This is a genomic window from Mycobacterium sp. UM_11 (assembly GCF_001414075.1).
Lineage (GTDB): Bacteria > Actinomycetota > Actinomycetes > Mycobacteriales > Mycobacteriaceae > Mycobacterium.
In genome coordinates this window covers 78,035-102,507 of the sequence record NZ_LATC01000004.1, presented here as the reverse complement: position 1 = coordinate 102,507, position 24,473 = coordinate 78,035, and the positions used below count along the sequence as shown (strand labels likewise).

Here is a 24,473-nt window from a genome sequence, read left to right as displayed (position 1 = left end):
CTCCCAGTTGCGCTGCGGCTCCAGACGCAGCCGCGCCCCGTTGGCGCCACCGCGCTTGTCGGTGTTGCGGTAGCTGCCCGCCGCCGACCAGGCCGTCTTCACCAGTTGCGGAACCGACAGCCCCGACTCGAGCACCTTGCCCTTCAGCGCCGCGATGTCCTGCTCGTCGACCAGTTCGTGGTCGACCGCCGGCACCGGGTCCTGCCACAGCTGCGGCTCGGCAACCCAGGGTCCGAGGTAGCGGCTGATCGGGCCCATGTCGCGATGCAGGAGCTTGTACCAGGCCTTGGCGAACGCCTCGGTCAGCTCCTCCGGGTGGTCCAGCCAGCGCCGCGTGATGTCGCGATAGATCGGCGACTCGCGCATCGAGATGTCGGTGACCAGCATCGTCGGGGCGCGGCCGGGCCCGCCGAACGGGTCGGGAATGGTGCCCGCGCCCGCGCCGTCCTTGGCGACGAACTGCCACGCATCGCCGGGGCTCTTCTGGAGCTCCCACTCGTAGCCGTACAGCGTCTCGAGGAAGGTGTTGTCCCACTTCGTCGGGGTGGGCGTCCAGACCACCTCCAGGCCGCTGGTGATGGCGTCCTTGCCGACCCCGGTGCCGTACGAGCTCTTCCAGCCCAGCCCCTGCTGTTCGATCGGGGCGGCCTCCGGCTCGGGGCCGACCAAGTCACCGCTGCCGGCGCCGTGGGTCTTGCCGAAGCTGTGCCCACCGACAATCAGCGCGGCGGTCTCCTCGTCGTTCATCGCCATGCGGCCGAACGTCTCCCGGATGTCGATCGCCGCGGCGATCGGGTCCGGCTTGCCCTCGGGGCCCTCGGGGTTCACGTAGATCAGCCCCATGGTGGTCGCCCCGTAGGGCTGGGCGAGGTCACGCTCGCCGGAGTAGCGCTTGTCGGTGCCCAGCCAGGTGTCCTCCTCGCCCCACAGGATCTCCTCGGGCTCCCAGACGTCCTCGCGGCCGAAGGCGAAGCCAAACGTCTTGAATCCCATGGACTCCAGCGCGCAGTTACCGGCGAAGATGATCAGGTCGGCCCAGGAGATCTTGTTGCCGTACTTCTTCTTGACCGGCCACAGCAGCCGGCGCGCCTTGTCCAGGCTCACGTTGTCCGGCCAGCTGTTCAGCGGGGCGAACCGCTGCATGCCCTGGCCGCCGCCACCCCGGCCGTCGAAGATGCGGTAGGTGCCGGCCGCGTGCCAGCTCATCCGGATGAACAGGCCGCCGTAGTGGCCGTAGTCGGCGGGCCACCAGTCCTGCGAGGTCGTCATCACGTCGATGACGTCTCGCTTGAGCGCCTCGACGTCGAGCTTGGCGAACTCCTCGGCGTAGTTCCAGTCTGCGCCGTACGGGGTCGATTTCGGATTGTGCGGCTGCAGCATCGAGGGGTCGACCTGGTCGGGCCACCAGTCCCGGTTCGTCAGGGGCGCATTCGATTTCGGTGTCGGCGCCGAGATTGTGGGGTTTTCGCTTTCGCTCACAGCGTTCCTTTCGGGGTGGTGGATAAATGGGGCTGCGATCTAGGAACCAGCAGTCGAACAATCGGGGCACACGCCCCAGTAGATGACCTCGGCCTCGTCCAGGACGAAGCCGTCGAGGACGTTGTCTACGTCCGCCGGGGTGAGGCAGGGCGCCTCGCCGACCGCGCAGTCGATGTCGGCGATCACTCCGCAGGATCGGCAGACGACGTGGTGGTGGTTGTCGCCGACGCGTGACTCGTAGCGGGCGACCGAACCCGAAGGCTGGATGCGGCGGATCAATCCGACCGTGCTCAGCGCATTGAGGACGTCGTATACGGCCTGGCGGGAGACATCGGGCAGGCCGACGCGCACCGCCGAGAAGATGGTTTCCGTGTCGGAATGCGGGTGGGCGTCCACCGCCTCCAGCACCGCGACCCTGGGACGGGTCACCCGGAGATCGGCCATCCGCAATCGTTCCGCGTAATCGGCCGTCGATGACACCGCACCAATATGACGCACTTATCTGGAACGAGTCAAGACTTTACTGTGAAGTGGGGCACAACTTCCGCCGACGAATGAGCTGCGTCACGTCGGCTTCAGGGCGCTGCCCTTGCGCCAGTCGTCCCAGCTGAGCGTCCAGTCGCCGTTCTGCGCCAGCGTCAGCGGCGGGCCGCCGCTGTTGCGGACCTCGACCACGTCGCCGGGCACCGAGAAGTCGTAGAACCATTTCGCGTTGTCGGCGTTGAGGTTCAGGCAGCCGTGCGACGTGTCCTGATGCCCCTGGGCCCACACCGTGGCGTCCAGCTCGTGCAGGTAGATGCCGTCGGTGCTGATCTTGGTGGCCCAGTTGATCGTCTCCCGATACCCGAGGCGCGAATTTTTGGGCAACCCGAACGTCGAAGAATCCATCACCACCGGGTTGCCCTTGTCCAGGACGGTGTAGACGCCCGGTGGCGTCCACAGCGAGATGCTCTTGCCGCCGACGTTCTCGGTGCCGCCCATCCCCATCGAGGTCGGCATCGTGCGCACCAGGGCGCCGTTGTTGAAGACGCTCACTTGATGGGTCGCGTCGTCCGCGATCGAGACGTGCGCGTCGCCGATCCGGAACGACACCTTGGCGTCGTCTTGGCCGAATAGGCCGTCGCCCAACGCGATTCCGTAGATCTTGGCTTCGGCGGTGACGGTGGTGCCGGGCGCGTAGTAGTGCTCCGGCCGCCAGTGGGCGGTTTGGCCGTCCACCCAGTACCACGACCCCTGCACCTTGGGGTCGGTGGTCACCGCCAGGTGCCGCTCGGCCTCGGCCCGGTCGGCGATCTGCTCGTCGAAGTGGGCCACGACCACCGTGCCGACGCCGTAGGTGCCGCCGTCTTTGAGGGCGGCCTCCGCCGTGGTGGTGAACGAAACCTTGGTCTGGTTGGACGGCTTCAGCGTCGAGAACGACGAAACTTGCGTCGCCGCAACACCGTTGGGGCCGCGGCTGGTGACCGTCAGGGTATACGTGCGGCCGTAGCCCAGGGGGACCGTGGGCTTCCATACGGTGTTGTCCGGGGTCATGACGCCCTGCACGGGCTTGCCGCTCTCGTTGACCATGCGGACCTCGGTCAACGTCCCCGTGTCGGCCTTGACCATGACGTGGGCTACCGGATCGATGTCACGCGCGTCGGGGCCGGGCGTGATGGTGACGTGCGCGGGCCCCGGGGTGTTTGACGAGGCACTGCGGTGACCGCAGCCGGCAAGCGATGCCGCGACGACGACGACCGCCAGCACGGCGAGCAGTATCCGGCGGGCGCTGCGGTCCCGGAAGATCCGGCGGACGGGCCGATCGCTGGTCGTGGGCATCATTGAGCTGACGGATCCTTGCGTTCTGTTAGCTGCCGGGGCGCGGTCGCCGCCGGCGGGACGATGTTGTCCATCAGGTGCCACGGACGTGCGGTTTCTAAACCGACGGGCCACGGCGCGGGGATCATGGCCTCATGGCCGACGACGAACTCGACAGTCTGTATTGGGCGGCGCCGAAGGATTTCACCGGGGAGCGCACCCGATTGGCCGCCGCGGCCAAGCGCCGCGGGGACGACGCCGCCGCCAAGCGGATCTCCGCGGCCAACAAGCCGACCACCGCGGCATGGGTCGTCAACCGGCTCGCCCTCGCGCGCGGGGACACCCGACAACGGCTCGCGGACCTGGGCGACGAACTGCGCGCCGCACACGCGGCGATGGACGGCGCGCGCATTCGGGACTTGTCCGCCGAGCAGCATCGGCTCATCGGGGAGCTCACGCGGGCAGCGCTCGAGGCGGCCGACATCAGCCGGCCGTCCGCGGCGGTGCGCGACGACATCACCAGCACGCTGCAAGCGGCGATCGCCGACCCCGATGTCCGGCGGCGACTCGGCCGGCTGGCCCGGCCCGAGCAGTGGTCGGGTTTCGGCGATTTCGGGGGCGCGGCCCCGGTGTCGGCGGGCCGGGTCCGGACCGCGAAGGCGACGGCGCCGGCGCCGGCGGCGAAACCGGGGGCACAACCCGCCAAGCCGTCCGCGCGCGACGCGGCCGCGCGGCGGCGGCTCGAAAAGCTGACCGCCGCCGTGGCCGCCGCCGAGCGCAACAAGGCCGACGCCGACGCCGAGCTGTCGGAGCGTCAGGCCGAGCGTGACACGGCTCGCCAGCGCCGTGACGACGCGCTCGCGGCCCTGCGCACGGCCGAACGCGACGCCGACCGCGCCGAGGCGAGGTACGACAAGGCCCAGCAAGCCAGCCGCGCCGCCGCGGATTTGGTTGCGGAGGCGAAAGCGCAGTTGAAGCGGGCGTGACGGCGGCCACCGCGCCGCCGCGGTGTTTCCCCGGGTTCGGGAGGGGTATTAGCCCACGCGTGACGTCTTTATGGTTGGCCAATCGGGCCGAACAGCCTTGGGCCGCAAGCCAGCTTGACGAGGGCTCCCATTCCGCGGACGTGATCGTCGTCGGCGCCGGCATCACCGGGCTGATGACGGCGGTCCTGTTGGCCCGCGCGGGCAAGGATGTGTTGGTGCTCGAGGCGCGCACCGTCGGGGCCTGCGCCACCGGCAACACCACCGCGAAGATCAGCCTGCTGCAAAGCACCCACCTGTCGAAGATCCTGCCCAGGCATGGCCGGGAATTGGCGCGCGCCTATGTGGACGGGAACCGCGAGGGCCAGGACTGGGTCATCGATTACTGCGAGTCCCATGACATACCGGTGCAGCGCGAGGACGCCTACACCTATGCCCAATCCGCCAAGGGAGTGCCGTCCACGCGCCTGGAACTCAAGGCGTGCCAAGCGGTCGGGCTGCCCGCCGTCTGGGAGGACGAGGCCGCCGTGCCGTTCCCGTACCACGGCGGGGTCCGGCTCGGCGACCAGGCGCAGTTCGATCCGATGCCGTTCCTGGATGCGCTGGCCAAGGAACTGCTCGACCGGGGCGGCCGACTGGTCGAGCACACGCGGGTCCGGCGGGTGTCCAGCCGGGGCGGACGGGTGCGCGTGCACGCCAACGACGCGGCGCAGCAAGACGTCGAGCTGCAAGCCGGGCAACTGGTGCTCGCCACCGGTATCCCGATCCTGGATCGCGGCGGGTATTTCGCACGCGTGAAGCCGAGCCGGTCCTACTGCATGGCCTTCAAGGTTCCCGGCGACATCACCAGGCCGATGATGATCTCCAGCGACTCGCCGACCCGTTCGGTGCGCTACGCCCCCGTCGCGGACGGGGAGCTGCTGATCGTCGGCGGGGGCGGCCACACCGTGGGCCGCAAGAAGAGCCCGACCAAGGCGCTCGAGGAACTGGCGTCATGGACCCGCAAGCACTACCCGGGTGCCAAGCAGACGCATTTCTGGTCCGCACAGGACTACACGCCGATCGATCAGCTGCCCTACGTCGGGCCCATCCTGCCGAACACCGAAACCATCTTCGTTGCAACGGGATTCAACAAGTGGGGGATGACCAACGGCGCGGCCGCCGCGTTGGCGCTGTCGAGCCGCATCCTGGGTGGCCGGATGGACTGGGCCAGAGCGTTCGCCAGCTGGAGCCCCCACGAGTTGACGGGGCTGCCGACGGCCATGCAAGCCAACCTCGAAGTGGGCTTCGATCTGGCCAAGGGCTGGATCACCCCGCTGCTGCGCACCGGCAAGCGGAGCCCCGGCCCCGACGAGGGCGGCGTGGTGAGCGGGCCGCCGTGGCGGCTGGAGGCGCGCTGCCGTGTCGACGGCACGGAGCACCGCGTCTCGCCGGTGTGCCCGCATCTCGGCGGGATCGTGAACTGGAACGACGCCGACAAGGCGTGGGAGTGCCCACTGCACGGGTCGCGCTTCGCGCCGGACGGCACCCTGCTGGAGGGGCCGGCCACCCGCGATCTGACGGCCTGAGGCGGTCAGCCGGCCTTTCGGTAGACGAGCCAGCGCAACTCGATCGGCGAGTGCTCGCGTTGCACGTCGAACACGTCGAGGCCGCTGGCCCACCCCTCGAACCAACCCGTGGGTGGCCAGGCGCCCTCGGGCAGGTGCGCCTTCTCGTATTCGTACGCCGAATCGTCGGCGACCAGCTCGAGCGGCAGCCCGGACACCGCGCTCGCCAGCTGATCGCGCGTGTAGATCATCGTGTTGCACTGCTGGCCGAGTTCCACCGCGGACGCGTCGGGCACGTAGCCTTCCCGGGGCAGGAAGGCGTTGAACACCAGGCGGCCCCCGGCGGCCAGGCAGTCGGCGGCAAGTTCGAACACGCCCCGCAACTCGTGGGTGGTCCGAAAGTCGGGCACGACTTCGGCGAGCACCATCAGCTGGTATTCGTCGTGGACGCTTTCCATCGCGGTGAAGACATCGCTCTGGATCACGCGCACGCCCAGCGATTCGCTCTGGGCCTCCGAGCGCATGATGTCGGCGAGCTTCGCCGCCATCTCGACCGCGTCCACCGGGTGGCCGCGGCGGGCCAGGGCCAGGGCGTTGCGTCCGGTTCCCGCTCCGACGTCCAACACCCGGTGGGCCGTCGGGTCGGCCGCCTCGGCGGCCAACGCCAGCACCCGCGCGTCGGGCTCGGTGCCGAACAGCGGCGGCGGACGCACGGCCACCCATTCGTCGTAGTCGGCCTCGACCGTGCGCCATTCGGCTTTGACGCGGATGTTCACGCTCGTCCCGAAGGAGGAGTTGAACGAGATGAGGATGTCCGAACGGGGAGAGGCCTTGAAACCCTTCGCCAGCTCCGCCGCCAGCGCGGTCCTGAGCTGGGCGGACTGTTCCGGCGTGTGCCAGACGCCCAGGGTGGCGCAGATGTTGCCGCACAACAGGACGTACTCGTCGAGCATGCTGGGCACGGCCGGCACCCGGATGTGACCCTCGGACGACGAACGGCGATACAACCGCCTGACCATCGCTTCATGCAGCATCGACGGATCGAAAGGGCTGGGCGGCGGATCTTGCACCAGAACCTTCTACCCGACCCGGCCGCTTTGCACCACCGCGTCTTCCAGAAGATCGGCGGCCCTGCCGACGCTTTCGGCGGGTTTGGTCAGCTGCGCGGCCACCTCGCGGGCCCGGACGGCACATTCCGGAGCAAGGACCGAGCGCAGGTCGGTGACGAGTGAATCGTAGGTCGATTCCGAAAACGCCCTGGCGATACCGACTTTCAGCCGGCTGACGGCGGAGGCCCAGATCGGCTGATCGAGCCAGAGCCAGAGCACCAACATGGGGACTCCGGCCCGCATGCCCGCCGCGGTGGTGCCCGAACCGCCGTGGTGCACGATCGCGCGGCAGGCCGGAAAAATGGCCGCATGGTTGACCGCGTCCACGATCTTCGTATGGTCCGCCCGCGCCACCTCGGAAAAGTCGTTGAGGCCGCTGCAAATCAGCGCCCGTGCGCCCAACTGCTCACACGCCCCGCTGATCACCGCGACCGTCTCGGCGGGCGAGGTGACCGGCGTGCTGCCGAAACCGAAGTAGATGGGCGGCGGCGCTTCGGCGATCCACGACAACACCTCGTCGTCGACGTCGGTCGGCATTTCCAGGGTCAGCGACCCGACGAACGGCCGCCGAAGCCCGGACCCCGCCCACTCGGCGGCCAGCTCCGGGACACACAGCTCCTCGTAGGCCTGGATCTCCAACGCCGGCGAGGCCGGTGAGCCGCCGGCCGCCGGCAAACCCAGCGTCAGCCGCTGGGTGCCTTCGGCGGCGTTCGTCACGTGCGCCTGGAGCCCGCCCAGTTCGAGCGCCTTGGCGGGGAAAAAGTGCAGGGCGGCGAACGGCAGGCCGTAGGCCTCCGCGACGTTGGCGGCCAGCCGCTGTTCGTTCATGCCGGCCACCAGCAGGTCGGCGTCCTGCGCCAACGACGACAGCGTCGTGGTCTTCTCCGCCCACACGCCGGTGACCCGCTCCGCGATCTGCGGTAGCGCACCGATCGGATCCTGGACGCGCTGAACGAAACTCGTTGCGGCGGCTATCTGTTCACGCGTGTCCGGCCCGTAGGCGACCGCGGTGAGCCCGGCCGATTCGACCAAGCGCAGCCGATCGGGGGGGACCGCCAAGCGCACGTCGTGACCCCGGCCGAGCAACTCGCGGCCGACAGCCGCGCACGGCTCGACGTCGCCCCGGCTTCCGTAGGCGGCCAGCACAATCTTCATCAAGACCTAACTCGCGGTGGTGATACCGATCCAAGCAGACCGGCCGTTGATCGCCCGGTCCGCTTATACCGCATGCGGGGCGAGGCCGCCCGCGCCGTTGCCGGGCTCCGCGGGAACCCCGGGGTTGCTTATCGGTGATCGGCGCCACTCACCGTCGTTGCATCGCTGGTCACCGGCCCCACTCGCGCCTCTGCGCCGCCTCGCGCGCCGTCCGGCGGCAGGACTCGGTTTCAAGTCATGGTGAAATCTTTATTGCGGGAAGGATCTAGATTTGTTCGCTGTCCGTTGGGCAATCCCACTACGGCCAGCTACGAACCGTTAAGACTGTGGCCACCTACCGTCCGGAGGAGACGACCATGGATTTCGCAGCGCTGCCTCCGGAAATCAATTCCGCGCGGATGTACACCGGGCCGGGGGCGGCACCGCTGCTCGGCGCGGCCATCGCCTGGGACGCGCTGGCCGTCGCGCTGCATGCCGCGGCGACGTCTTACCAGTCCGAGATCACGGCCCTGACCGGTGGGCCCTGGATGGGTCCGTCGGCGGAGGCGATGGCGGCCGCCGCGGCTCCCTATGTGAGCTGGACCCGAACGGCCGCCGCACAGGCCGAAGAGACCGCCAACCAGGCCAAAGCGGCCGCCGCCGCGTACGAGGCGGCGTTCGCGGAAACGGTGCCGCCGCCGGTCATCGCGGCCAACCGCAGCCAGCTGATGTCCCTGATCGCGACGAACGTCTTCGGGCAGAACACCCCGGCGATCGCGACCACCGAGGCGCAGTACTCCGAGATGTGGGCCCAGGACGCCGGGGCCATGTACGGCTACGCGGCGTCCGCGGCGGCGGCGACCAGGCTGACGCCCTTCACCCCGCCACAGCAGAGCACCGATTCGGGCGGCTCGGTGCGGCAGGCGGCTGCCCTCAACCAGGCCGCGGCCACGTCGGCCGGAAAGGTGCAGAGCGCGGTCACCTCGACGCAGCAGGCCCTGGCCGCGACGCCCGACGCACTGAACAACCTCGCGGGCCCGCTCCTCCCGGGCTTCGGCGGGCGGGACCTGTTGGGCCTGGCGGCGGACCTCAGCGCGGTCTTCGTCGACCCGGAGATCGGCGCGGCGGGCCTCGCCGCCGCCGTCGTGGCCCTTCCCTACGACGTTTCCGGTGCTTTGACCGGTTTCCACACCGATGACATCGTCAGCGGCTGGGCCGGGGTGCAGTCCTGGCCGGGCTTCGCCCCGGTTCCCCCGACGCCCTTCCCGGTGATCACCAACCTGGCGGGCGGGTCGGCCGCGACGGCGGGTCTGGCCCAGGCGAACACCGTCGGCGGTCTGTCGGTCCCGCCGGCCTGGACCGCGGCCGCCCCGGAGATACGGCCGGCCGCCCTGGCGCTGCCCGCCACCAGCGTGGGCGCCGCGCCGGCCTCGTCCGGCACCTCCGGCAGCCTGTTCGGTGAGATGGCCGCGGCGGGCATGGCCGGGCGCGCCATGGCCGGCACGGGCGGCGCGGGCCGCGCCGAAAGGGTCAGGGGGGCAACGCAAAAGCCGACGAAGGACGGCACGACGGCACCTCAGGTGCCGGCTGGCGGGCCGATCACCAGCATCGCCGCCGAGTTGCGCGAGCTCGCTTCCCTGCGCGATGCGGGGATCATCACCGAGGACGAGTTCCTCGAGCAAAAGCAGCGCCTGCTCCCGCACTGACCTCGCGCGCGCCGACATGGGCCGCATTTTCCATAACCGGCGCCCAATACCGCCAGATGGCTCGGGCAATTGCTACCGGGGTCAATGAATTCCCGGGTGGCCTCGCCGTGTCGCCGGCCGACCGGCAAACCTGATAGCAGTCGATCGCCGTTTGCGCAACTCCGGGCGCAGCGCAGCCATCCGGGCGACTGAGCCGGTGCAACCACGGCTCGCACCAAGCCCGCAGAAATGTTGTCACCGCGGTTACCGAAGGGCCGCAGCAATTTTCTTATTTTTAATATTGGCCGGCATCCCTCGCTCATATACTTGCCCCACCTCGATACCGACAACAAAAGAAGGGCACAAAATGCTTACATCGCGTTGGCTGGCCAAACTGACAATTCCCGTCATGGTTGGCGCTGCCCTCACCGCAACGACCGCGATTGCGTCGGCCGACAGCACCGACGACGCATACCTGGCGAAATTGCACAACCTCGGATTCACGTGGCCCTCGTCGAGTGACTCCGACATGATCGCGCTGGGGCACGCGGTCTGCGCGGACCGGATGGCCGGCAAGACGCCGGACGCCATCGCCGCCGACCTGCATTCCGGCATGAGCGCGAAGGGCTTCAGCTTCGCCGACATGACCGGCTGGGTGAGCGCGGCGGAGTCGACCTACTGCCCGGGCTGATCGATTTCTGACCCCCCAGTGGGTTTGGCGTCCTGCCCGCATAGTCTGATCCGGACGGTGCGGGCAGGATCGCTGAGTGGGGACGGGCAGTGACGGAGCCGACGGGGTTTTCGGGTCAGGCCGCTGCTGAGCTGCGGGTCCAAACCCTGTTGCGCTATCCGGTGAAATCGATGCTCGGCGAAGCCGTGTCGCACCTGTTCGTCGACGAGCACGGCGCCCAGGGCGACCGGCGGCTGGCGCTGCTCGACGCCGACACCGGCCATGTGGCCAGCGCCAAGAATGCCCGGCTGTGGCGTGGTTTGTTGAAGTGCACCGCCAACGCAGACGCCGGCCGGGTGAGCATCGAACTGCCCGACGGATCCAGCGTGGCGGCCGACGACCCCGGCGTCGACGCTCTGCTCTCGCAGCTGTTGGGGCGGCCGGTCCGACTGATCGCCCAGCGCCCGCAGGGCGCCTCGTTGGTGCGCCCCGATCCGGAGAAGTTGCTGGAGCTGGGCCTGGATGCCGACGTCGGTGGCCGCATCCTTCAGATCGCCCAGGCGACGCCGGGTGACGCGTTCACCGATGAGGCGCCGCTGCATGCGATTACGACGGCCACGCTCGAACACATCGGTGTGGAGGCGCTTCGGTATCGACCCAACTTGGTGATCGAGACGCCGCCCGGCTACCCGCCGTACGCCGAAAACGATTGGGTCGGCCGCGACATCGCCGTCGGCGACGCACGACTGCGCGTCCTCACGGCCACATCCCGCTGCGTCGTACCGACGCTCGAACACGGTTCGCTGCCACGCGCCCCGCATGCTCTGCGCACACCGGCGGCTGAAAACCGTTGGGACACAGGCGGTCACGGCGCCCAGCCGTGCGCGGGCGTGTATCTCGCGGTGGCGGCGGAGGGCATCATCCGCGTCGGCGACCGCGTCACCATCGGCGGGTAGGGGGATTCACCCGGTGATCGCCGCGAAGTCCACCCAGAGCTGGCGGGGCCCGCGGAACACCTGATTGTGCCGGTAGGGCGGCGGGTCGACCACCAGCTTGGGAGATTCGAGGCGGCGGACGAAGATCTCCAGCGTCAGGTTGACCTCCAACCGCGCCAGCGGGCCGCCCATGCAGGTGTGAATGCCGCTGCCCCAACCGAAATGCTCGTTATCCGGGCGCAGCGGGTCGAAGCGGTCGGGATTGTCGAAGCGACGCGGATCCCGGTTGGCGGCGGCGTAGATCAGATACACGGCCGAGCCCGCGGGGATCAGCGTCCCGGCGATCTCGATGTCCGCGGTGGCGCTGCGGCTGGGGAAGAACTGAACCGCCGACTGCAGCCGCTGCACCTCTTCGATGACGCGCGGAATCAGCTCCGGACGCTGCCTGATCAAATCCCAGCTGCCGGGGTTGCGCAGCAGCGTCATCACGCAATTGCTGATGGTGTTGACCGTGGAATCGTGTCCGGCGACGAGAAGCAGCATGGCGTTGGACGTCGCCTCCTGCACCGACATCGGGCCGTCGGGGCCGTCGTCGTGCAGCAGCCTGGACAGCAGGCCCTCGCCGGGGGTTGCCGCGTATGCCTGCACCAGCTCACCCAGGTAGGCCAGCAGGGCAGCGGTTCCGGCGCGGCCCTTCTCCGCCAGGGCCCGCCCCTCCTCGGTGGCGCCCTCGGGCCCGAGATCCAGGCCCATCATGAAGTCGAAGATCCAGGCGTGAAACCTCGATTCGTCTTCGACGGGCACGCCGAGGATCTTGCAGATGACGGAGACGGGTATCGGATAGGCGAACTCCGCCACCACGTCCAGACGGCCGGTGCCGCGCGCCTTGATCTCGTCGAGCAGGTCGTTGGCCAGCCGGACCACCAGCGGTTCCATGCCGGGGATCACGTCGGGGGAGTGCGGCGGCCCGAAGTGGCGCATCACCTGGCGCCGCGCCCGGTCGTGCTCGGGCGGGTCGGAGACGATGATGCTCGGCTCCCGGCCGTAGGCCTGCAGGTGTCCGCTGCCGGGCTCGGGTTCGGGCTTATCGACACCGAAATCCGAAGGGCTGCGGCGAATGTCGGAGCTGATTCGCGGGTCGTGGGCCAGCGCGAGTAACTCCGGGTAGCCGGTGACGACGTAGGTCTTGTCGGCGACCTTGGCCACCGGTGTTTTGCGCAGCTCCTCGAAGAACGGGTAGGGGTTCGGCCGGTTATCGAACTTCATCGCTTCGGCCCAGGCGGTCGCGGCGTTCATGTCGTCTCCTGCCGTCAGCGGATCCGGGGTCGGAATTCGGCGCCACGCGAGGTCGGGTCGTGTCCGGTGAGCACGACGTCGGGAATGTCGGTGCGTTCGCGCGGGTCGGGGAATCGGGCCGGCATCGGCTCGAAGAGGAGGGGCCGGTCGTAGCCGGGCGGGGGCGGCGGGAACGGTGCGGACCGCTCGATCAGGGAAGCGTAGTACGGCAGCCATTTTCCGTGATTGAACGTGACCGCCCCGACGATGCGGCCCCGGTGTCCGTAGGCGGCCGCGAAGCGGCGCTGCTCGACCGAGCCCTGGGTGAAGACGATCTCGTCGCCGAACGAGCACACGCCGACGCTCTTGATGTTGACGCCGAATTGTCCTGACCAGAACGAGGGGAGCGGCAGGTGCGGCCGTCGTCCCGTCTCCACACTGATCATGTTGTTGGCCGCCACCTCGGCGCCGAAAACCGCATTGTCCCAATGTTCTTGCGACATGAACTGGTATTCGTAGAGGACGTGCGGGGCGCGCGCCACATCGCCGGCGACGAAGATGTTGTCGGTCACCACGCCGTTGATGTCGAACGCGCGGCAGCCGGCGTCACAGGCCACTCCCCAAAACCCGCTCGCCAGCCGGGCACCCTCGAGCCACTCCACGTTGCGGATCGAGCCCAGCGAGGCCACCACGACGTCGACCTCGAGCACGGTGCCGTCCGACAGGTGGGCCGCGCGGACCTTGCCGCCGGCGTCGCCTTCGAGCCGATCGACCGCCACGCCGGTGCGCAGATCGACCCCGGCCTCGATCTGCATTTGCGCGGCGATGTCACCGATCACCCCGCCCAGCGCACCGGTCAGCGGCGCCTTGCCCCGCTCGGCGACGGTCACCGGAAGGTCGAGATCGCGGCACACCGAGGCGATCTCCGATCCCACGAACCCCGAGCCGACGATCAGCACCCGGCGGGGCCGTGCCTTGAGCGCCGCGGCCAGCTTGGCCGCGTCGTCGCATGTGCGCACGCTGAACAGCCCCGCCAGAGCCGCCTCTTCGGGGTTGAACCAGGGGCGCGCCCTGGTGCCCGTGGCGATCAGCAGCCGGTCGTAGTCCACCTTCTCGCCGTTGGCGAGCAGCACCTGGCGGTTGGGCCGGTCCAGGCCCACCGCCGCGACACCCAGCCGCCATTGCGCGTTCACGGGTCGCAGGCGGGGGAGTTTGGTGTGGTCGGCGGGCACCCAGCCCTTCAAGACCTGCTTGGACAGTGGTGGCCGGTCGTAGGGTTCATGGGGCTCGTCGCCAATGATGGTAAGCGGGCCCTGAAACCCTTTCTCGCGCAGCGCTTCCGCCGCGCGCAAACCGGCCAGGGACGCGCCGACGATGACGATTCGGCCCTGGGCTCTGAAGGTGTCGACCAGCTGGCTGACCAACGACCGCGTGGTCATGGGGCGTGCCGGTCGGTCGGTGGGTCCACTTCGAGGATGATCGCCTGGACGGGGCAGGAAGCCGCGGCGCGCAACACCCGCTGTCGCTGGGAGTCGTCAGGATTGGGATCGTAGGCCAGCGCTTCTTCGCCGACGAGTTGCAGCACGTCGGGCGCCAGCGGGACGCATTGCGCATAGCCCTGGCACTTGTTGAGATCCACGACCAGCCGCATGTTCCGACCTTCCGCCCGGCGATTAGCCCCTTAGCGGGCAGATTACTTCGCCGCGGTCGCCCGCTACAGGGTTCGCGAGGATTCGCGCACCCGGGGGGTAGGTCAGGCGCCCAGATTGCGGAATGCCGTGTCGAGTTCCTCGGCCTGCTCGGCCAGTTCGCGTTCCGAGAGCTGCGCACCGCCGGTGCGCTGCAGCACCTCCTGGCGCGTGGCGATCTGCAGGGCGCCGCGGTAATCCGGGCTTTCCAACTGCGCCGGCGAAGCGACGTCGATGCGGCCCTCGATCGCGACCAGCGCGGCCTGCTCGTCCGGGCAGTCCAACAACCGCCGGATATCGTCGGCGTTCACGGTCGAAGAGAATCCGGCCATGTTAGTGCGCCCCAACCATTTTCATGACGAGTAGCACCGCCACCGCGAGGAACACCACGGCGAAGACGCACACGGCGATCACCGTGAGCATTGAGCTGGGGGTGAATCGCCGGGTCGCGGGTGGTTGATGCCCTGCCACGCCCGAGGTCTGCGCCGCGGCGGGGGGAGTGGTCCCCGGCGCGGTGCCACCACCCGGCTCGAGCCCGGGCGTTCGTAGGGGGTCCGGATTGGGGGGTTGCGCGGTCATCGTCGGCACCGGTCCTTTCGTGGGCTTCCGGGCGGCAGCGGCGCTTTCCACCGAGCCGCATCGCCACTCGGTCCGTTGCGGCTGCATTCCCGCCCAGCACGCGCCCAAACGGACCGCCGCAAATCGCGCACCGGCGATCGCGTCGCCAATCGGCAGGGCGGTGCGGGGACGGGCGCCCTACGCTTCGGCCTGCGGGGTGGGGCTTTGCGCAGATTCCCACTTCGACGCGAGCGCCCTCGTGACCGTGGTGCCCGCGGCCAGGTCGAGCTGGAAGGTCTCCCCGCCGTCACCTTCGAACGTGATGCGGTAGCCGCCGTCGGTGGCGTCTTTGAACACCACCTTGTAGGGCCGGTCACCAGAGCCGCGGTTCACGCTGATGATGTCGCCCGGGGCGACGTCGTCGATCGGGTCGTTACCGGAGACTTTGGACATACCGTCGACGGTAGCCGATCGGGCTCCGCACGCCCCACACGCCGTCGGCCGTGATGCCGTCTCGGTTGCGATCGGTGACTTCCCTTGCAGCTGTTGATAATTCACCAACCGACGGCCTCATCGCGGCGCACCAGAAGCGGGTGACGCAGATCACACGCGTGTTTGATCGGCCGCATCGGTGGAACCACTGACCGTGACACCAACGAACGAACGCAATTCTTGGCTAACGCCGCAAGGAGACTTTCGATGAGCGAGCACAACAAAGCCGACGAAGCGCGACGGGGCCTGATCGATTCGGTCAAGGGCAAAGCCAAAGAGGTCTTCGGGGCCGTCACCGGCAACGAATCACTGACCGCCGAGGGGCAACTCGAACAGACCCAGGCGCACGAGCGCAAGGAAGCCAACGCCATGGAGGCCGTCGCCGAGGCCCAGGCCGAACGCGCGCAAGACGATGCGGCCCAGGCCAAGGCGGAAGGCGCCCGGCAGCGGGTCGCCGCCAACGCGCAAGCCGTCACGGCCGAGGAATCGATCGAAGCCCAAGCGGCGGCTTCCGAGCGCGCCGCCGAGCAGGCCGCGCGGCAGCGCGCGACCGCCGAGAAGACCCGGGCCGAGCTGGACGCGCAGCACGAGATGCAGCGGGCGAAGGCCGAGGAGCGGGCCGAAATCCGCGACGCGTCCGAGGACATCGTCGACGCCGCCGCCGAGCACCAGAGCTCCGTGCAGGTCGCCCGGAACGAGGAGTCGGAGGCCGACCGTCTTCGACGCCAGGCCCAGAACGTGACCAACGACGCCGACCTGCCCTGACGGCGGCCCACAGACAGGAGAAGTTGATGAAGATATCCGAAGTCCCGTTGGCCGTTCTGCGGTTTCACTACCAACTGGCCCGTTTCCCGTTGCAGGTCATCGAGGACCGGGTGGTCACCCGGATCCCCAGCGAGGCGTCCGCGCGCCTGATCTTCGAGCGCTCGCTTGGCCTGCTGGACACCACCGTCGGCAATGCGCTCGACGACCCGCAGCTCGTCGAGCGGGGGACCGCGCTCGTCCAGCGCAGCGACGCGCTGGGCCGCGCCGCCCAACTGGACGCGAAGGCCGCGGCCCGCCGCGAGCAGGCCGACGCGAAGCTGCGGGGCGCCCGAGACCAGGCGATCGAGGACCGCCAGGAGGCTCAGGCGGCGACGCAACAGGAGATCAAAGAGGCGCGCACCACCGCCGAGCAACGCAAACGCGAAGCGGCGCAGGCGGCCAACCAGCAGAGCGCCGCGGCGAAGCGGCGCGCCGACGAGGCGGCTGACCGGCAAAAGCAGACGGTCGAATCAGCCAAGCGCCAGGTGGAGACCCGGACCAAGGCGGCCGAGAAGGCCGCCGCCAAGGCCGCGGCCGCGGAAATCGACGAGGCCGAGGACAAGCTGGGCGACGCCGCCGAGAGGCGCTCCGAAGCGGACCGGGTCGCCCAACTGGCGGCCGCCGAGAAGCAACAGCGGCAGGACGACTGACGCGTCAGGCGCGCGGCGCCGCGGCCTGGTTGACCTTGTTGGCCGCGAACGTCGCCGCCTGCGCGGTCATTCCCGCGTCGATGTAGGAGACGTGCGCCATGATGTTGCCGCCCGGGGAGCAGATCGGATCGTCCGGGGCGCACAGGCTGATCACCTTGGAACCATAGGCCGGGCTGATGGTCGGTAGCGGTTGACCGCCCCACAGCATGGACGAAAACCCGCTGCTGGGCTCGCCGAAGAGGGCGACGGCGGCGACGTGATCGGCGACCGACGGAGGCATCGCGTTGGTCGCCAAGTCGATCACCGTCGAGCCCTGGGAGTATCCGCCGAGCACGATCCTCGAGTTCGGGCAGCTGGCGACGGTGTCTTGGATGTGAGTGCTCGCGTCGTTCGACCCGGCGTTCGCGCTGTTGTGGTAGTCGTCGTTGGCCGGGTAGTTGACCGCATAGACGTCGACGGACTTCCCGCCGAGTTGCGAGGTGAGCGAGTCCACGAAGGCCTGGCCGATGTTGCCCAGCCCGGGCTCCTGGTGGGTGCCGCGGGCGAAGACCACCGACACGTCGGCGCAGGCATCGGCGCCGGCGGTGGGCAGGGCCGACGCCCCCCAGAGCGGGCTGCTCAAGGCCGCCCACGTCGTCGCCACCGAAACACCCACAATGCGAGCAAGTCTGCGTGAACTCATGCCGAAATCCTGTCACATCACCGGCCACGCCCGTCCCGGCGGGCAGGTACCCGTGCGGGCACGGCCGAGTCGGCTTGCCGCACAGGTCAATCCGAGGTGGTTCGGATGCGGATGGGTCCGGCCCACTCAGCGTCGGGGTCGACGACGGCGCCGCGCTGCGTGATGTGGACGTCGCCCGCGTTGGCCAGGTCCCGGGCGACCTGCCGGGCGTCGGCCATCAACGCGCGCCAGTCGTCGCCGCCCACAGCCCGGGCGGCGTCCGACGGGCAGATGCTGCTGCGCCGGCCGCGCTGCCCGGCCAGCGCACGGATCGCCGATTCCAGCCGCTGCCCGACCGGCCCGTCCCCGAGGGCGCGCGCGGCGTGGTCGGCCCCGCGCCCGCCGCCGTCAAGGATCCGCGCCAGCTCGGCCCGCAATCGCTCACCCGCCCGACCGGTCAAGGCCACCGCGCAACTAACGGCCGCGCCACTGCGGCTTGCGCTTTTCGGCCCACGCCCGTAGCCCCTCGCCGACGTCCTCGGTCGCGCCGGCCACCTTGCGCATGGTCTCGCCGAAGCGGACCGACTCGATCCAGCCCATGTCCGCGGTTCGCCACGCCACCTCCTTGGTGGCCCGTTGGGCCAAGGGGGCCGCCTCGGTGAGCGTGCGGGCCCACGCCTTGGCCTCGGCCTGCAGCTGATCGGGTTCCACCAGCCGCCACACCAGACCGACCTCCTTTGCCCGCTCGGCACTCATCGGCTTGCCGGTCAGGAGCAGCTCCATAGCGTTCGCCCAGCCCACCCGCTGCGGAAGCCGGATGGCCCCGACGATGGTCGGCACCCCGATCGCGACCTCGGGAAAGCAGAACGTGGCCTCGGTGCTGGCGATGACGAAATCGCAGAACAGTACCCCGGTCACCCCGTAGCCGATGCAGGGCCCGTGCACGGCGGCGATGGTCGGCTTGAACAGCTCCATCCCGGATTCGAAGGAGTTGATCGTCGGCTTCTCCCAGAACGTGCCGCCGAAGGTGCCGACCGAGCCCTCGCCGTCCTTGAGGTCACCGCCGGCGCAGAAGACGCTGCCGTTGGCCGTCAGGATCCCGACCCAAGCGTCCAGGTCGTCGCGGAAGCGATCCCAGGCCGCGTTCAGATCCTGGCGCAGGGCGCCGTTGATGGCGTTGCGAGCCTCGGGGCGGTTGAGGGTGATGGTGGCGACGTGGTCGTCCAGCTCATAGGTGACGAGGCTCATGGGTTCACCCTAGGGCGGCGGACGTCGTCGACGGCACGCCTATCCTGGCCAAAGTGCCCAAACTGTCCGTCGCGGATCTGCGCAGCCGCCTTGACGGTCTGACCATCCGCGACGCGTCCCGCCTCGGCAGGCGCCTGAAAAACCTCCGCGGCGCGAAACCAGACCAACTGCGCCAGCTCGCGGAGCAGATCGCGAGGGCCGAAGCGCTCGTCGCCGCGCGGCACGCCGCCGTGCCGGCCATCGCCTACCCCGACCTGCCGGTGAGCGAGCGGCGCCAGGAGATCGCCGACGCCGTGCGGGCCAACCAGGTCGTCGTCGTCGCCGGCGAAACCGGTTCGGGGAAAACCACCCAACTGCCCAAGATCTGTCTCGACGCCGGCCGGGGCGTCCGCGGAACCATCGGGCACACCCAGCCCCGGCGGCTGGCCGCACGCACGGTCGCGCAGCGCATCGCCGACGAATTGGGTGGCCCCCTCGGTGAAACCGTCGGCTACAGTGTCCGTTTCACCGATCAGGTCAGCGACCGCACGCTGATCAAGCTGATGACCGACGGCATCCTGCTCGCCGAGATTCAGCGCGACCGCCGCCTGCTGCGCTACGACACGCTGATCCTCGACGAGGCGCACGAGCGCAGCCTGAACATCGACTTCTTGCTGGGCTACCTGCGCGAACTGCTGCCGCGCCGCCCCGAGCTGAAGGTGATCATCACCTCGGCAACCATCGAGCCGCAACGGTTCTCGGACCACTTCGGCGGCGCGCCGATCATCGAGGTGTCCGGGCGGACGTACCCGGTGCAGATCCGCTACCGGCCGTTGGAACTTCCCGTCGTGAGCGGTGCCGAGGAGGACCCCGACGACCCCGACCACGAGATCGTCCGCACCGAAACCCGCGACGAGGTCGAGGCGATCGTCGACGCGATCGCAGAACTCGAGGCCGAGCCGCCCGGGGACGTGCTGGTGTTCCTCTCCGGAGAACGCGAAATCCGGGACACCGCAGAGGCTTTGAATTTCTTGACGGCCGGACCAGGCTACACCGAGGTGCTTCCGCTGTACGCCCGGTTGCCGACCGCCGAGCAGCAGAAAGTGTTCGCACCGCACACCGGGCGCCGGGTGGTGCTGGCGACGAACGTCGCCGAGACGTCGCTGACGGTGCCCGGCATTCGCTACGTCGTCGACCCCGGCAACGCCCGCATCTCGCGTTACAGCCGCCGTTTGAAGGTGCAGCGGTTGCCGATCGAACCGATCTCGCAGGCGTCCGCCGCGCAACGCGCGGGCCGCTGCGGCCGGGTCGCCGCCGGTGTGTGCATTCGCCTGTACTCCGAGCAGGATTTCGCGGCCCGCCCGCGCTACACCGAGCCCGAGATCCTGCGGACCAACCTCGCCGCCGTGCTGTTGCAGATGGCGGCGCTGCGGCTGGGCGAGGTGGAGAACTTCCCATTCCTCGACCCGCCGGACCGGCGCAGCATCCGCGACGGGGTGCAGTTGCTGCAGGAGCTGGGGGCGTTCGATGCCCACGGGGCGATCACCGAGCTCGGCCGCCACCTGGCGCGGCTGCCGGTCGACCCCCGGCTGGGCCGGATGATCCTGGCAGCCGAAACCGAGGGCTGCGTGCGGGAGGTCCTGGTGCTGGCCGCAGCGCTGACCATCCACGACCCGCGGGAACGGCCGGCCGACCGCGAGGAGGCCGCTCGTCAGAAGCACGCCCGATTCGCCGATGAGAACTCCGACTTCCTGTCGTATCTCAACCTCTGGCGCTACCTGCGGGAGCAACGCAACAGGCTGTCGGGCAACGGCTTTCGACGGATGTGCCGGGAGGAGTTCCTGCACTATCTTCGCATCCGCGAGTGGCAGGACCTGGTCGGGCAGCTGCGCAGCATCGCGCGCGACCTGGGCGCGATCGAGTCCGACGAACCGGCCGATCCGGCCCGCGTGCACGCGGCGCTGCTGGCTGGGTTGCTGTCGCATGTGGGCATGCGCCGCGAGGACGGCCGCGAGTATCTGGGCGCCCGTAACTCCCGCTTCGTGCTGGCGCCGGGCTCGGTGCTGACCAAGCGGCCGCCGCGGTGGGTGGTCGTGGCCGAGCTGGTCGAAACCAGCCGCCTGTTCGGGCGCAGCGCCGCGCGTATCCAGCCGGAGGTTGTCGAACGGGTCGCGGGCGACCTGGTGCAGCGCACCCACAGCGAACCGCATTGGGACGCCAAGCGCGGCGAGGTGATGGCCTACGAGCGGGTGACGCTGTACGGGCTGCCACTGGTGGCGCGCCGCCGCGTCGGATACGCCGGGGTGGAGCCGGCGGTGGCGCGCGAACTGTTCATCCGGCACGCGCTGGGGGAGGGAGACTGGCAGACCCGCCATCACTTCTTCCGCGACAACGCGCGGCTGCGGGCAGAGCTCGAGGAACTTCAGGAGCGGGCCCGCCGCCGCGACCTGCTCGTCGGCGACGACGAGGTGTACGCGTTCTACGACGCGCGCATCCCCGGAGATGTCGTCTCCGCGCGGCACTTCGACGCGTGGTGGCGCAAGCAGCGGCACAAGACCCCGCAACTGCTGACGTTCACCCGCGACGACCTGTTGCGCACCGGCGACACAGCCGACGCCGAGCGGCCGACGGCCTGGCATTCCGGCGATGTCACCCTGCCCCTGACCTACCGGTTCGAGCCGGGCGCCGCCGACGACGGTGTCACGGTGCACGTGCCGATCGACGTGCTCGCGCGGCTGGGTGGCGACGAGTTCGCCTGGCAGGTGCCGGCGCTGCGCGAGGAGCTGGTGACCGCCCTCATCCGCTCACTGCCAAAGGACTTGCGCCGCAACTTCGTTCCCGCCCCCGACGCCGCCCGCGCCGTGCTGGGTGGGATCGATCCGGCGGGTGAGCCGCTGCTGCCGGCGCTGCAGCGCGAATTGCGCCGTCGCAGCGGCATATTGGTGCCCGTCGACGCCTTCGACCTGGAGAAGCTGCCGGCGCATCTGCGGGTGACCTTCGCGGTCGAATCCGGCGACGGCACCGAGGTCGCGCGCGGCAAGGACCTGGCGGCGCTCCAGCAACGGCTGGCCGGCCCGGCTCGCCGGGCCGTCGCGCGGGCGGTCGCCGCCGAACTGGAGCGGACGGGCCTGCGCGCCTGGCCCGACGAGCTGGACGCGCTGCCGCGCACCGTCGAGCGGACGGTCGACGGACGCGCGGTGCGCGGCTTTCCCGGTCTCGTCGACGCGGGCGGCGCGGTCGACCTTCGGGTATTTGCGACGTCGGAAGAGCGGGACGCCCTGTCGGGGCCCGGCATTCGCCGATTGGTGCGGCTGAGCGTGGCGTCACCGGTCAAATCGATTGAGCGACAACTGAGCCCACGTTCGCGGCTGGCGCTCGGCGCCAACCCCGACGGCTCCCTGACCGCGCTGCTCGAAGACTGCGCCGACGCCGCGACCGACGCGTTGATGACCGGACCCGTGTGGACCCGCGACGAGTTCAGGGCGTTGTGCGACCGGGTCGGCAAGGCGTTGGTGTCGACGACCGTCGACATCGTGGGCCGCGTGGAGCGGGTGCTGGCCGCGGCGCAGCAGGTGCACCTGCTGCTACCGGGACAGCCGCCGCCCGCGCAGGCCGACGCGATCGCCGACATCCGCGCCCAGCTGGAGCGGCTTTTGCCGCCGGGGTTCGTCACCGTCACCGGGCGCCCGCGCCTGGCCGACCTCACCCGCTACCTGACCGCCATCCGGCAGCGCCTTGACCGGCTTCCGCACGCGATAGCGGCCGACCGCGACCGGATGCAGCGGGTCCACGCGGTGCAGCGGGCCTACGACGAACTGGCGGCCACGCCGCCACCGGCGGCGAACGACATCCGCGACATCGCCTGGCAGATCGAGGAATTGCGGGTGAGCCTGTGGGCCCAGCAATTGGGCACCCCACGGCCGGTGAGCGAACAGCGGATCTACCGCGCCATCGACGCGCTGCGGGACCGCTAAGCGAATTATTGCCCTCCCACTCTCAACCTATAGCGCACCGGGGGGCTTGCCGCAAGGGCGGGGTGATGCCGCACAATCGCTGGCCGAAGCCGATTTTCGCACTTGTCTGGGGGTTGAAGAGTTGTCAAGCAGGAACGTCGACCATGCGGTGCTGGTTGCAGGAGGGGGCCCGACGGGGCTGATGCTGGCCGGTGAACTGGCCTTGGCGGGCGCCGACGTGGCCGTCGTCGAACGGCGCGTCGACCAAAGCCTGGTCGGCGCCCGCGCGGGGGGTCTGCACGCGCGCACCATCGAGGTCCTGGATCAGCGCGGGATCGCCGACCGGTTTCTCGCCCGGGGCCAGGTCGCCCAGGTCGCCGGGTTCTCGCAGATCCGTCTGGACATCAGCGACTTTCCCACCCGGCACCCCTACGGTCTGGCGTTGTGGCAGAACGAGATCGAGCGCATACTCGCCGACTGGGTGAGCGAGCTCGGGGTGCGGTTCTATCGCGGGCATGAGGTGACGGGCGTCGCCCAATCCGGCGCAGGCGTGGACGTCGCGTTGTCCGATGGCCGCTCGCTGCGTGCGGGATACCTCGTCGGCTGCGACGGCGGGCGCAGCGTGGTCCGCAAAGCCGCCGGCATCGATTTCCCCGGATGGGAGCCCACCACCAGCTACCTGCTCGCCGAGGTCGAAATGGATTTAGGGGCAGACGATTCCCCGAGGTGGGGAATCCACCACGACGCGCTCGGCGTGCATTCCATGGCCGCCCCCGAGGACGGCGGGGCTGTGCGCGTCATGGTCACCGAGCGCAGCCTCGGTCCCAGCAGCGAACCGACGCTGCGCGAGCTGCGTGCGGCGCTTGTCGCCGTCTACGGAACCGACTACGGGATTCACAGTCCCGCTTGGCTTTCCAGGTTCACCGACGCGGCGCGGCAGGCCGCGGCCTACCGCGATGGGCGCATCCTGCTGGCCGGTGACGCCGCCCATGTCCATCACCCGGTGGGCGGGCAGGGTCTGAACACAGGTGTTCAGGACGCGGTCAACCTGGGATGGAAGCTGGGCCAGGTGGTCAACGGGCTCTCGCCCGACGGCCTGCTCGACACCTATCACACCGAGCGCCACCCGGTCGCCGCGCGCGTGCTGCGCAACGCCGTCGCGCAGATGGCGCTGCTACGCCCGGACGACCGCACCAAGGCCCTGCGCGACACCGTGACCGAGCTGCTGGCCATGGAGGAACCGCGCAAGCGGTTCGCCGCGATGATGTCGGGACTGGACATCCGCTACGACCTTGGCGACGGGCACCCGCTGCTCGGACGCCGCATACCCGACCTCGACCTGGTGACCGCCGACGGCCCGCGGCGCGTCTACGTGCTCCTGCACCAGGCCCGCCCGGTGCTGCTCAACCTCGGCGAACCGGGTCGATTCGACATCACGCCCTGGGCACAGCGGCTCGCGCTGATCGACGCGAAATGTGCCGGTGGTTGGGAACTTCCGGCTGTTGGTGCGGTCGCGGCTCCCGATGCCGTGTTGATCCGGCCGGACGGACATGTGGCCTGGGTGGAAGACTCCGGCGACTCCGGCCTTCGCAGCGCCCTCACCGCGTGGTTCGGCGGTTAACTCCTAGTCGGGCGGTTCGTCGCCGGTGCCGCGGGTGGGGGTGCGTTCCCGGTCGCTGGGCTTGCCGGCCACCCCTTCAGCCTCCCGGTCGTCGGCGACCTTTTCCTCGAGCTGGTCGACGATGTCCTCCAGCTCCTGAGAGTGCCCGCGTAGGTCTTTGTCGGGATTCGTCATATCGCTTTCCATCGACTCTGGTTGGGTACCG

24 protein-coding genes are annotated in these 24,473 nt (G+C 69.5%); 9 read left to right on the top strand and 15 right to left on the bottom strand.

Annotated features, from left to right (window positions below):
- The 3 genes from WU80_RS02430 to WU80_RS02420 all read right to left on the bottom strand — a co-directional run.
- Nucleotides 1-1,422, bottom strand: a 1,422-nt coding sequence (locus WU80_RS02430; RefSeq protein ID WP_304437991.1) for a peroxidase family protein, incomplete at its 3' end; no start/stop codon positions are given.
- A gap of 96 nt (nucleotides 1,423-1,518) precedes the next feature.
- Complete coding sequence (locus tag WU80_RS02425) at nucleotides 1,519-1,959, bottom strand: Fur family transcriptional regulator (protein WP_055399182.1); 441 nt, start codon at nucleotides 1,957-1,959, stop codon at nucleotides 1,519-1,521.
- Nucleotides 1,960-2,043: 84 nt separating this feature from the next.
- Nucleotides 2,044-3,300 (bottom strand): Ig-like domain-containing protein, encoded by a 1,257-nt coding sequence (locus WU80_RS02420; RefSeq protein ID WP_055399184.1) that lies wholly within the window; start codon nucleotides 3,298-3,300, stop codon nucleotides 2,044-2,046.
- A gap of 131 nt (nucleotides 3,301-3,431) precedes the next feature.
- Here WU80_RS02420 and WU80_RS02415 point away from each other — a divergent pair, with 131 nt between their 5' ends.
- Together WU80_RS02415 and WU80_RS02410 are read left to right on the top strand one after the other, a co-directional pair.
- Nucleotides 3,432-4,262 (top strand): hypothetical protein, encoded by an 831-nt coding sequence (locus tag WU80_RS02415; RefSeq protein ID WP_055399186.1) that lies wholly within the window; start codon nucleotides 3,432-3,434, stop codon nucleotides 4,260-4,262.
- A gap of 59 nt (nucleotides 4,263-4,321) precedes the next feature.
- Nucleotides 4,322-5,827, top strand: coding sequence for an FAD-dependent oxidoreductase (locus tag WU80_RS02410; protein ID WP_055405723.1), 1,506 nt, complete (start codon nucleotides 4,322-4,324; stop codon nucleotides 5,825-5,827).
- A 5-nt stretch (nucleotides 5,828-5,832) separates the two neighbouring features.
- Here WU80_RS02410 and WU80_RS02405 read toward each other — a convergent pair whose 3' ends face one another.
- Nucleotides 5,833-6,840: a class I SAM-dependent methyltransferase gene (locus WU80_RS02405; protein WP_156349394.1), complete on the bottom strand. Its 1,008-nt coding sequence runs from the start codon at nucleotides 6,838-6,840 to the stop codon at nucleotides 5,833-5,835.
- A 45-nt stretch (nucleotides 6,841-6,885) separates the two neighbouring features.
- Nucleotides 6,886-8,070 (bottom strand): glycosyltransferase, encoded by a 1,185-nt coding sequence (locus WU80_RS02400; RefSeq protein ID WP_055399192.1) that lies wholly within the window; start codon nucleotides 8,068-8,070, stop codon nucleotides 6,886-6,888.
- Between the two features lie 356 nt (nucleotides 8,071-8,426).
- Between WU80_RS02400 and WU80_RS02395 the strand changes: the two genes are divergently transcribed.
- The 3 genes from WU80_RS02395 to WU80_RS02385 all read left to right on the top strand — a co-directional run bounded on the left by WU80_RS02395 (nucleotide 8,427) and on the right by WU80_RS02385 (nucleotide 11,360).
- Nucleotides 8,427-9,755, top strand: a complete 1,329-nt coding sequence (locus WU80_RS02395; RefSeq protein ID WP_055399336.1) for a PPE domain-containing protein — start codon at nucleotides 8,427-8,429, stop codon at nucleotides 9,753-9,755.
- A 388-nt stretch (nucleotides 9,756-10,143) separates the two neighbouring features.
- Nucleotides 10,144-10,425, top strand: coding sequence for a DUF732 domain-containing protein (locus WU80_RS02390; protein ID WP_156349395.1), 282 nt, complete (start codon nucleotides 10,144-10,146; stop codon nucleotides 10,423-10,425).
- An 89-nt stretch (nucleotides 10,426-10,514) separates the two neighbouring features.
- Complete coding sequence (locus tag WU80_RS02385) at nucleotides 10,515-11,360, top strand: MOSC domain-containing protein (RefSeq protein ID WP_055399196.1); 846 nt, start codon at nucleotides 10,515-10,517, stop codon at nucleotides 11,358-11,360.
- Between the two features lie 6 nt (nucleotides 11,361-11,366).
- On the opposite strand, the gene WU80_RS02380 is transcribed toward WU80_RS02385, so the two are convergent.
- From WU80_RS02380 to WU80_RS02360, 6 genes are all read right to left on the bottom strand, one after another.
- On the bottom strand, nucleotides 11,367-12,635 hold the full coding sequence (locus WU80_RS02380; RefSeq protein WP_055399198.1) for a cytochrome P450: 1,269 nt from the start codon (nucleotides 12,633-12,635) through the stop codon (nucleotides 11,367-11,369).
- A gap of 14 nt (nucleotides 12,636-12,649) precedes the next feature.
- On the bottom strand, nucleotides 12,650-14,053 hold the full coding sequence (locus WU80_RS02375) for an NAD(P)/FAD-dependent oxidoreductase (protein ID WP_055399200.1): 1,404 nt from the start codon (nucleotides 14,051-14,053) through the stop codon (nucleotides 12,650-12,652).
- Complete coding sequence (locus WU80_RS02370) at nucleotides 14,050-14,265, bottom strand: ferredoxin (RefSeq protein WP_055399202.1); 216 nt, start codon at nucleotides 14,263-14,265, stop codon at nucleotides 14,050-14,052. The genes WU80_RS02375 and WU80_RS02370 overlap by 4 nt, the downstream gene beginning before the upstream one ends.
- A gap of 102 nt (nucleotides 14,266-14,367) precedes the next feature.
- Nucleotides 14,368-14,613 carry a hypothetical protein gene (locus tag WU80_RS02365; protein WP_369808481.1) on the bottom strand — a complete coding sequence of 82 codons (246 nt, stop codon included), beginning with the start codon at nucleotides 14,611-14,613 and terminating at the stop codon, nucleotides 14,368-14,370.
- Between the two features lie 22 nt (nucleotides 14,614-14,635).
- Complete coding sequence (locus WU80_RS25200; RefSeq protein ID WP_055399207.1) at nucleotides 14,636-14,881, bottom strand: DUF6480 family protein; 246 nt, start codon at nucleotides 14,879-14,881, stop codon at nucleotides 14,636-14,638.
- 177 nt (nucleotides 14,882-15,058) lie between these two features.
- Nucleotides 15,059-15,313 (bottom strand): hypothetical protein, encoded by a 255-nt coding sequence (locus tag WU80_RS02360; RefSeq protein ID WP_055399210.1) that lies wholly within the window; start codon nucleotides 15,311-15,313, stop codon nucleotides 15,059-15,061.
- A 246-nt stretch (nucleotides 15,314-15,559) separates the two neighbouring features.
- Here WU80_RS02360 and WU80_RS02355 point away from each other — a divergent pair, with 246 nt between their 5' ends.
- The gene (locus WU80_RS02355; RefSeq protein ID WP_055399212.1) at nucleotides 15,560-16,117 is read left to right on the top strand and encodes a CsbD family protein; all 558 of its coding nucleotides are present in this window, start codon (nucleotides 15,560-15,562) and stop codon (nucleotides 16,115-16,117) included.
- Nucleotides 16,118-16,143: 26 nt separating this feature from the next.
- Nucleotides 16,144-16,806, top strand: a complete 663-nt coding sequence (locus tag WU80_RS02350) for a hypothetical protein (protein WP_055399214.1) — start codon at nucleotides 16,144-16,146, stop codon at nucleotides 16,804-16,806.
- Between the two features lie 4 nt (nucleotides 16,807-16,810).
- Here the strand turns inward: WU80_RS02350 and WU80_RS02345 are convergent, their stop codons facing one another.
- From WU80_RS02345 to WU80_RS02335, 3 genes are all read right to left on the bottom strand, one after another.
- Nucleotides 16,811-17,488, bottom strand: coding sequence for a cutinase family protein (locus WU80_RS02345; RefSeq protein ID WP_055399216.1), 678 nt, complete (start codon nucleotides 17,486-17,488; stop codon nucleotides 16,811-16,813).
- An 86-nt stretch (nucleotides 17,489-17,574) separates the two neighbouring features.
- Nucleotides 17,575-17,934, bottom strand: coding sequence for a DUF3253 domain-containing protein (locus WU80_RS02340; protein WP_231633720.1), 360 nt, complete (start codon nucleotides 17,932-17,934; stop codon nucleotides 17,575-17,577).
- Between the two features lie 7 nt (nucleotides 17,935-17,941).
- On the bottom strand, nucleotides 17,942-18,715 hold the full coding sequence (locus tag WU80_RS02335; protein ID WP_055399218.1) for an enoyl-CoA hydratase/isomerase family protein: 774 nt from the start codon (nucleotides 18,713-18,715) through the stop codon (nucleotides 17,942-17,944).
- A gap of 53 nt (nucleotides 18,716-18,768) precedes the next feature.
- Between WU80_RS02335 and hrpA the strand changes: the two genes are divergently transcribed.
- On the top strand, nucleotides 18,769-22,668 hold the full coding sequence (gene hrpA / locus WU80_RS02330; protein ID WP_156371775.1) for an ATP-dependent RNA helicase HrpA: 3,900 nt from the start codon (nucleotides 18,769-18,771) through the stop codon (nucleotides 22,666-22,668).
- A gap of 121 nt (nucleotides 22,669-22,789) precedes the next feature.
- Complete coding sequence (locus WU80_RS02325) at nucleotides 22,790-24,268, top strand: FAD-dependent monooxygenase (protein WP_255353591.1); 1,479 nt, start codon at nucleotides 22,790-22,792, stop codon at nucleotides 24,266-24,268.
- Between the two features lie 3 nt (nucleotides 24,269-24,271).
- Here the strand turns inward: WU80_RS02325 and WU80_RS02320 are convergent, their stop codons facing one another.
- Nucleotides 24,272-24,454 (bottom strand): hypothetical protein, encoded by a 183-nt coding sequence (locus tag WU80_RS02320; protein ID WP_055399222.1) that lies wholly within the window; start codon nucleotides 24,452-24,454, stop codon nucleotides 24,272-24,274.
- Nucleotides 24,455-24,473 lie beyond the last annotated feature (19 nt).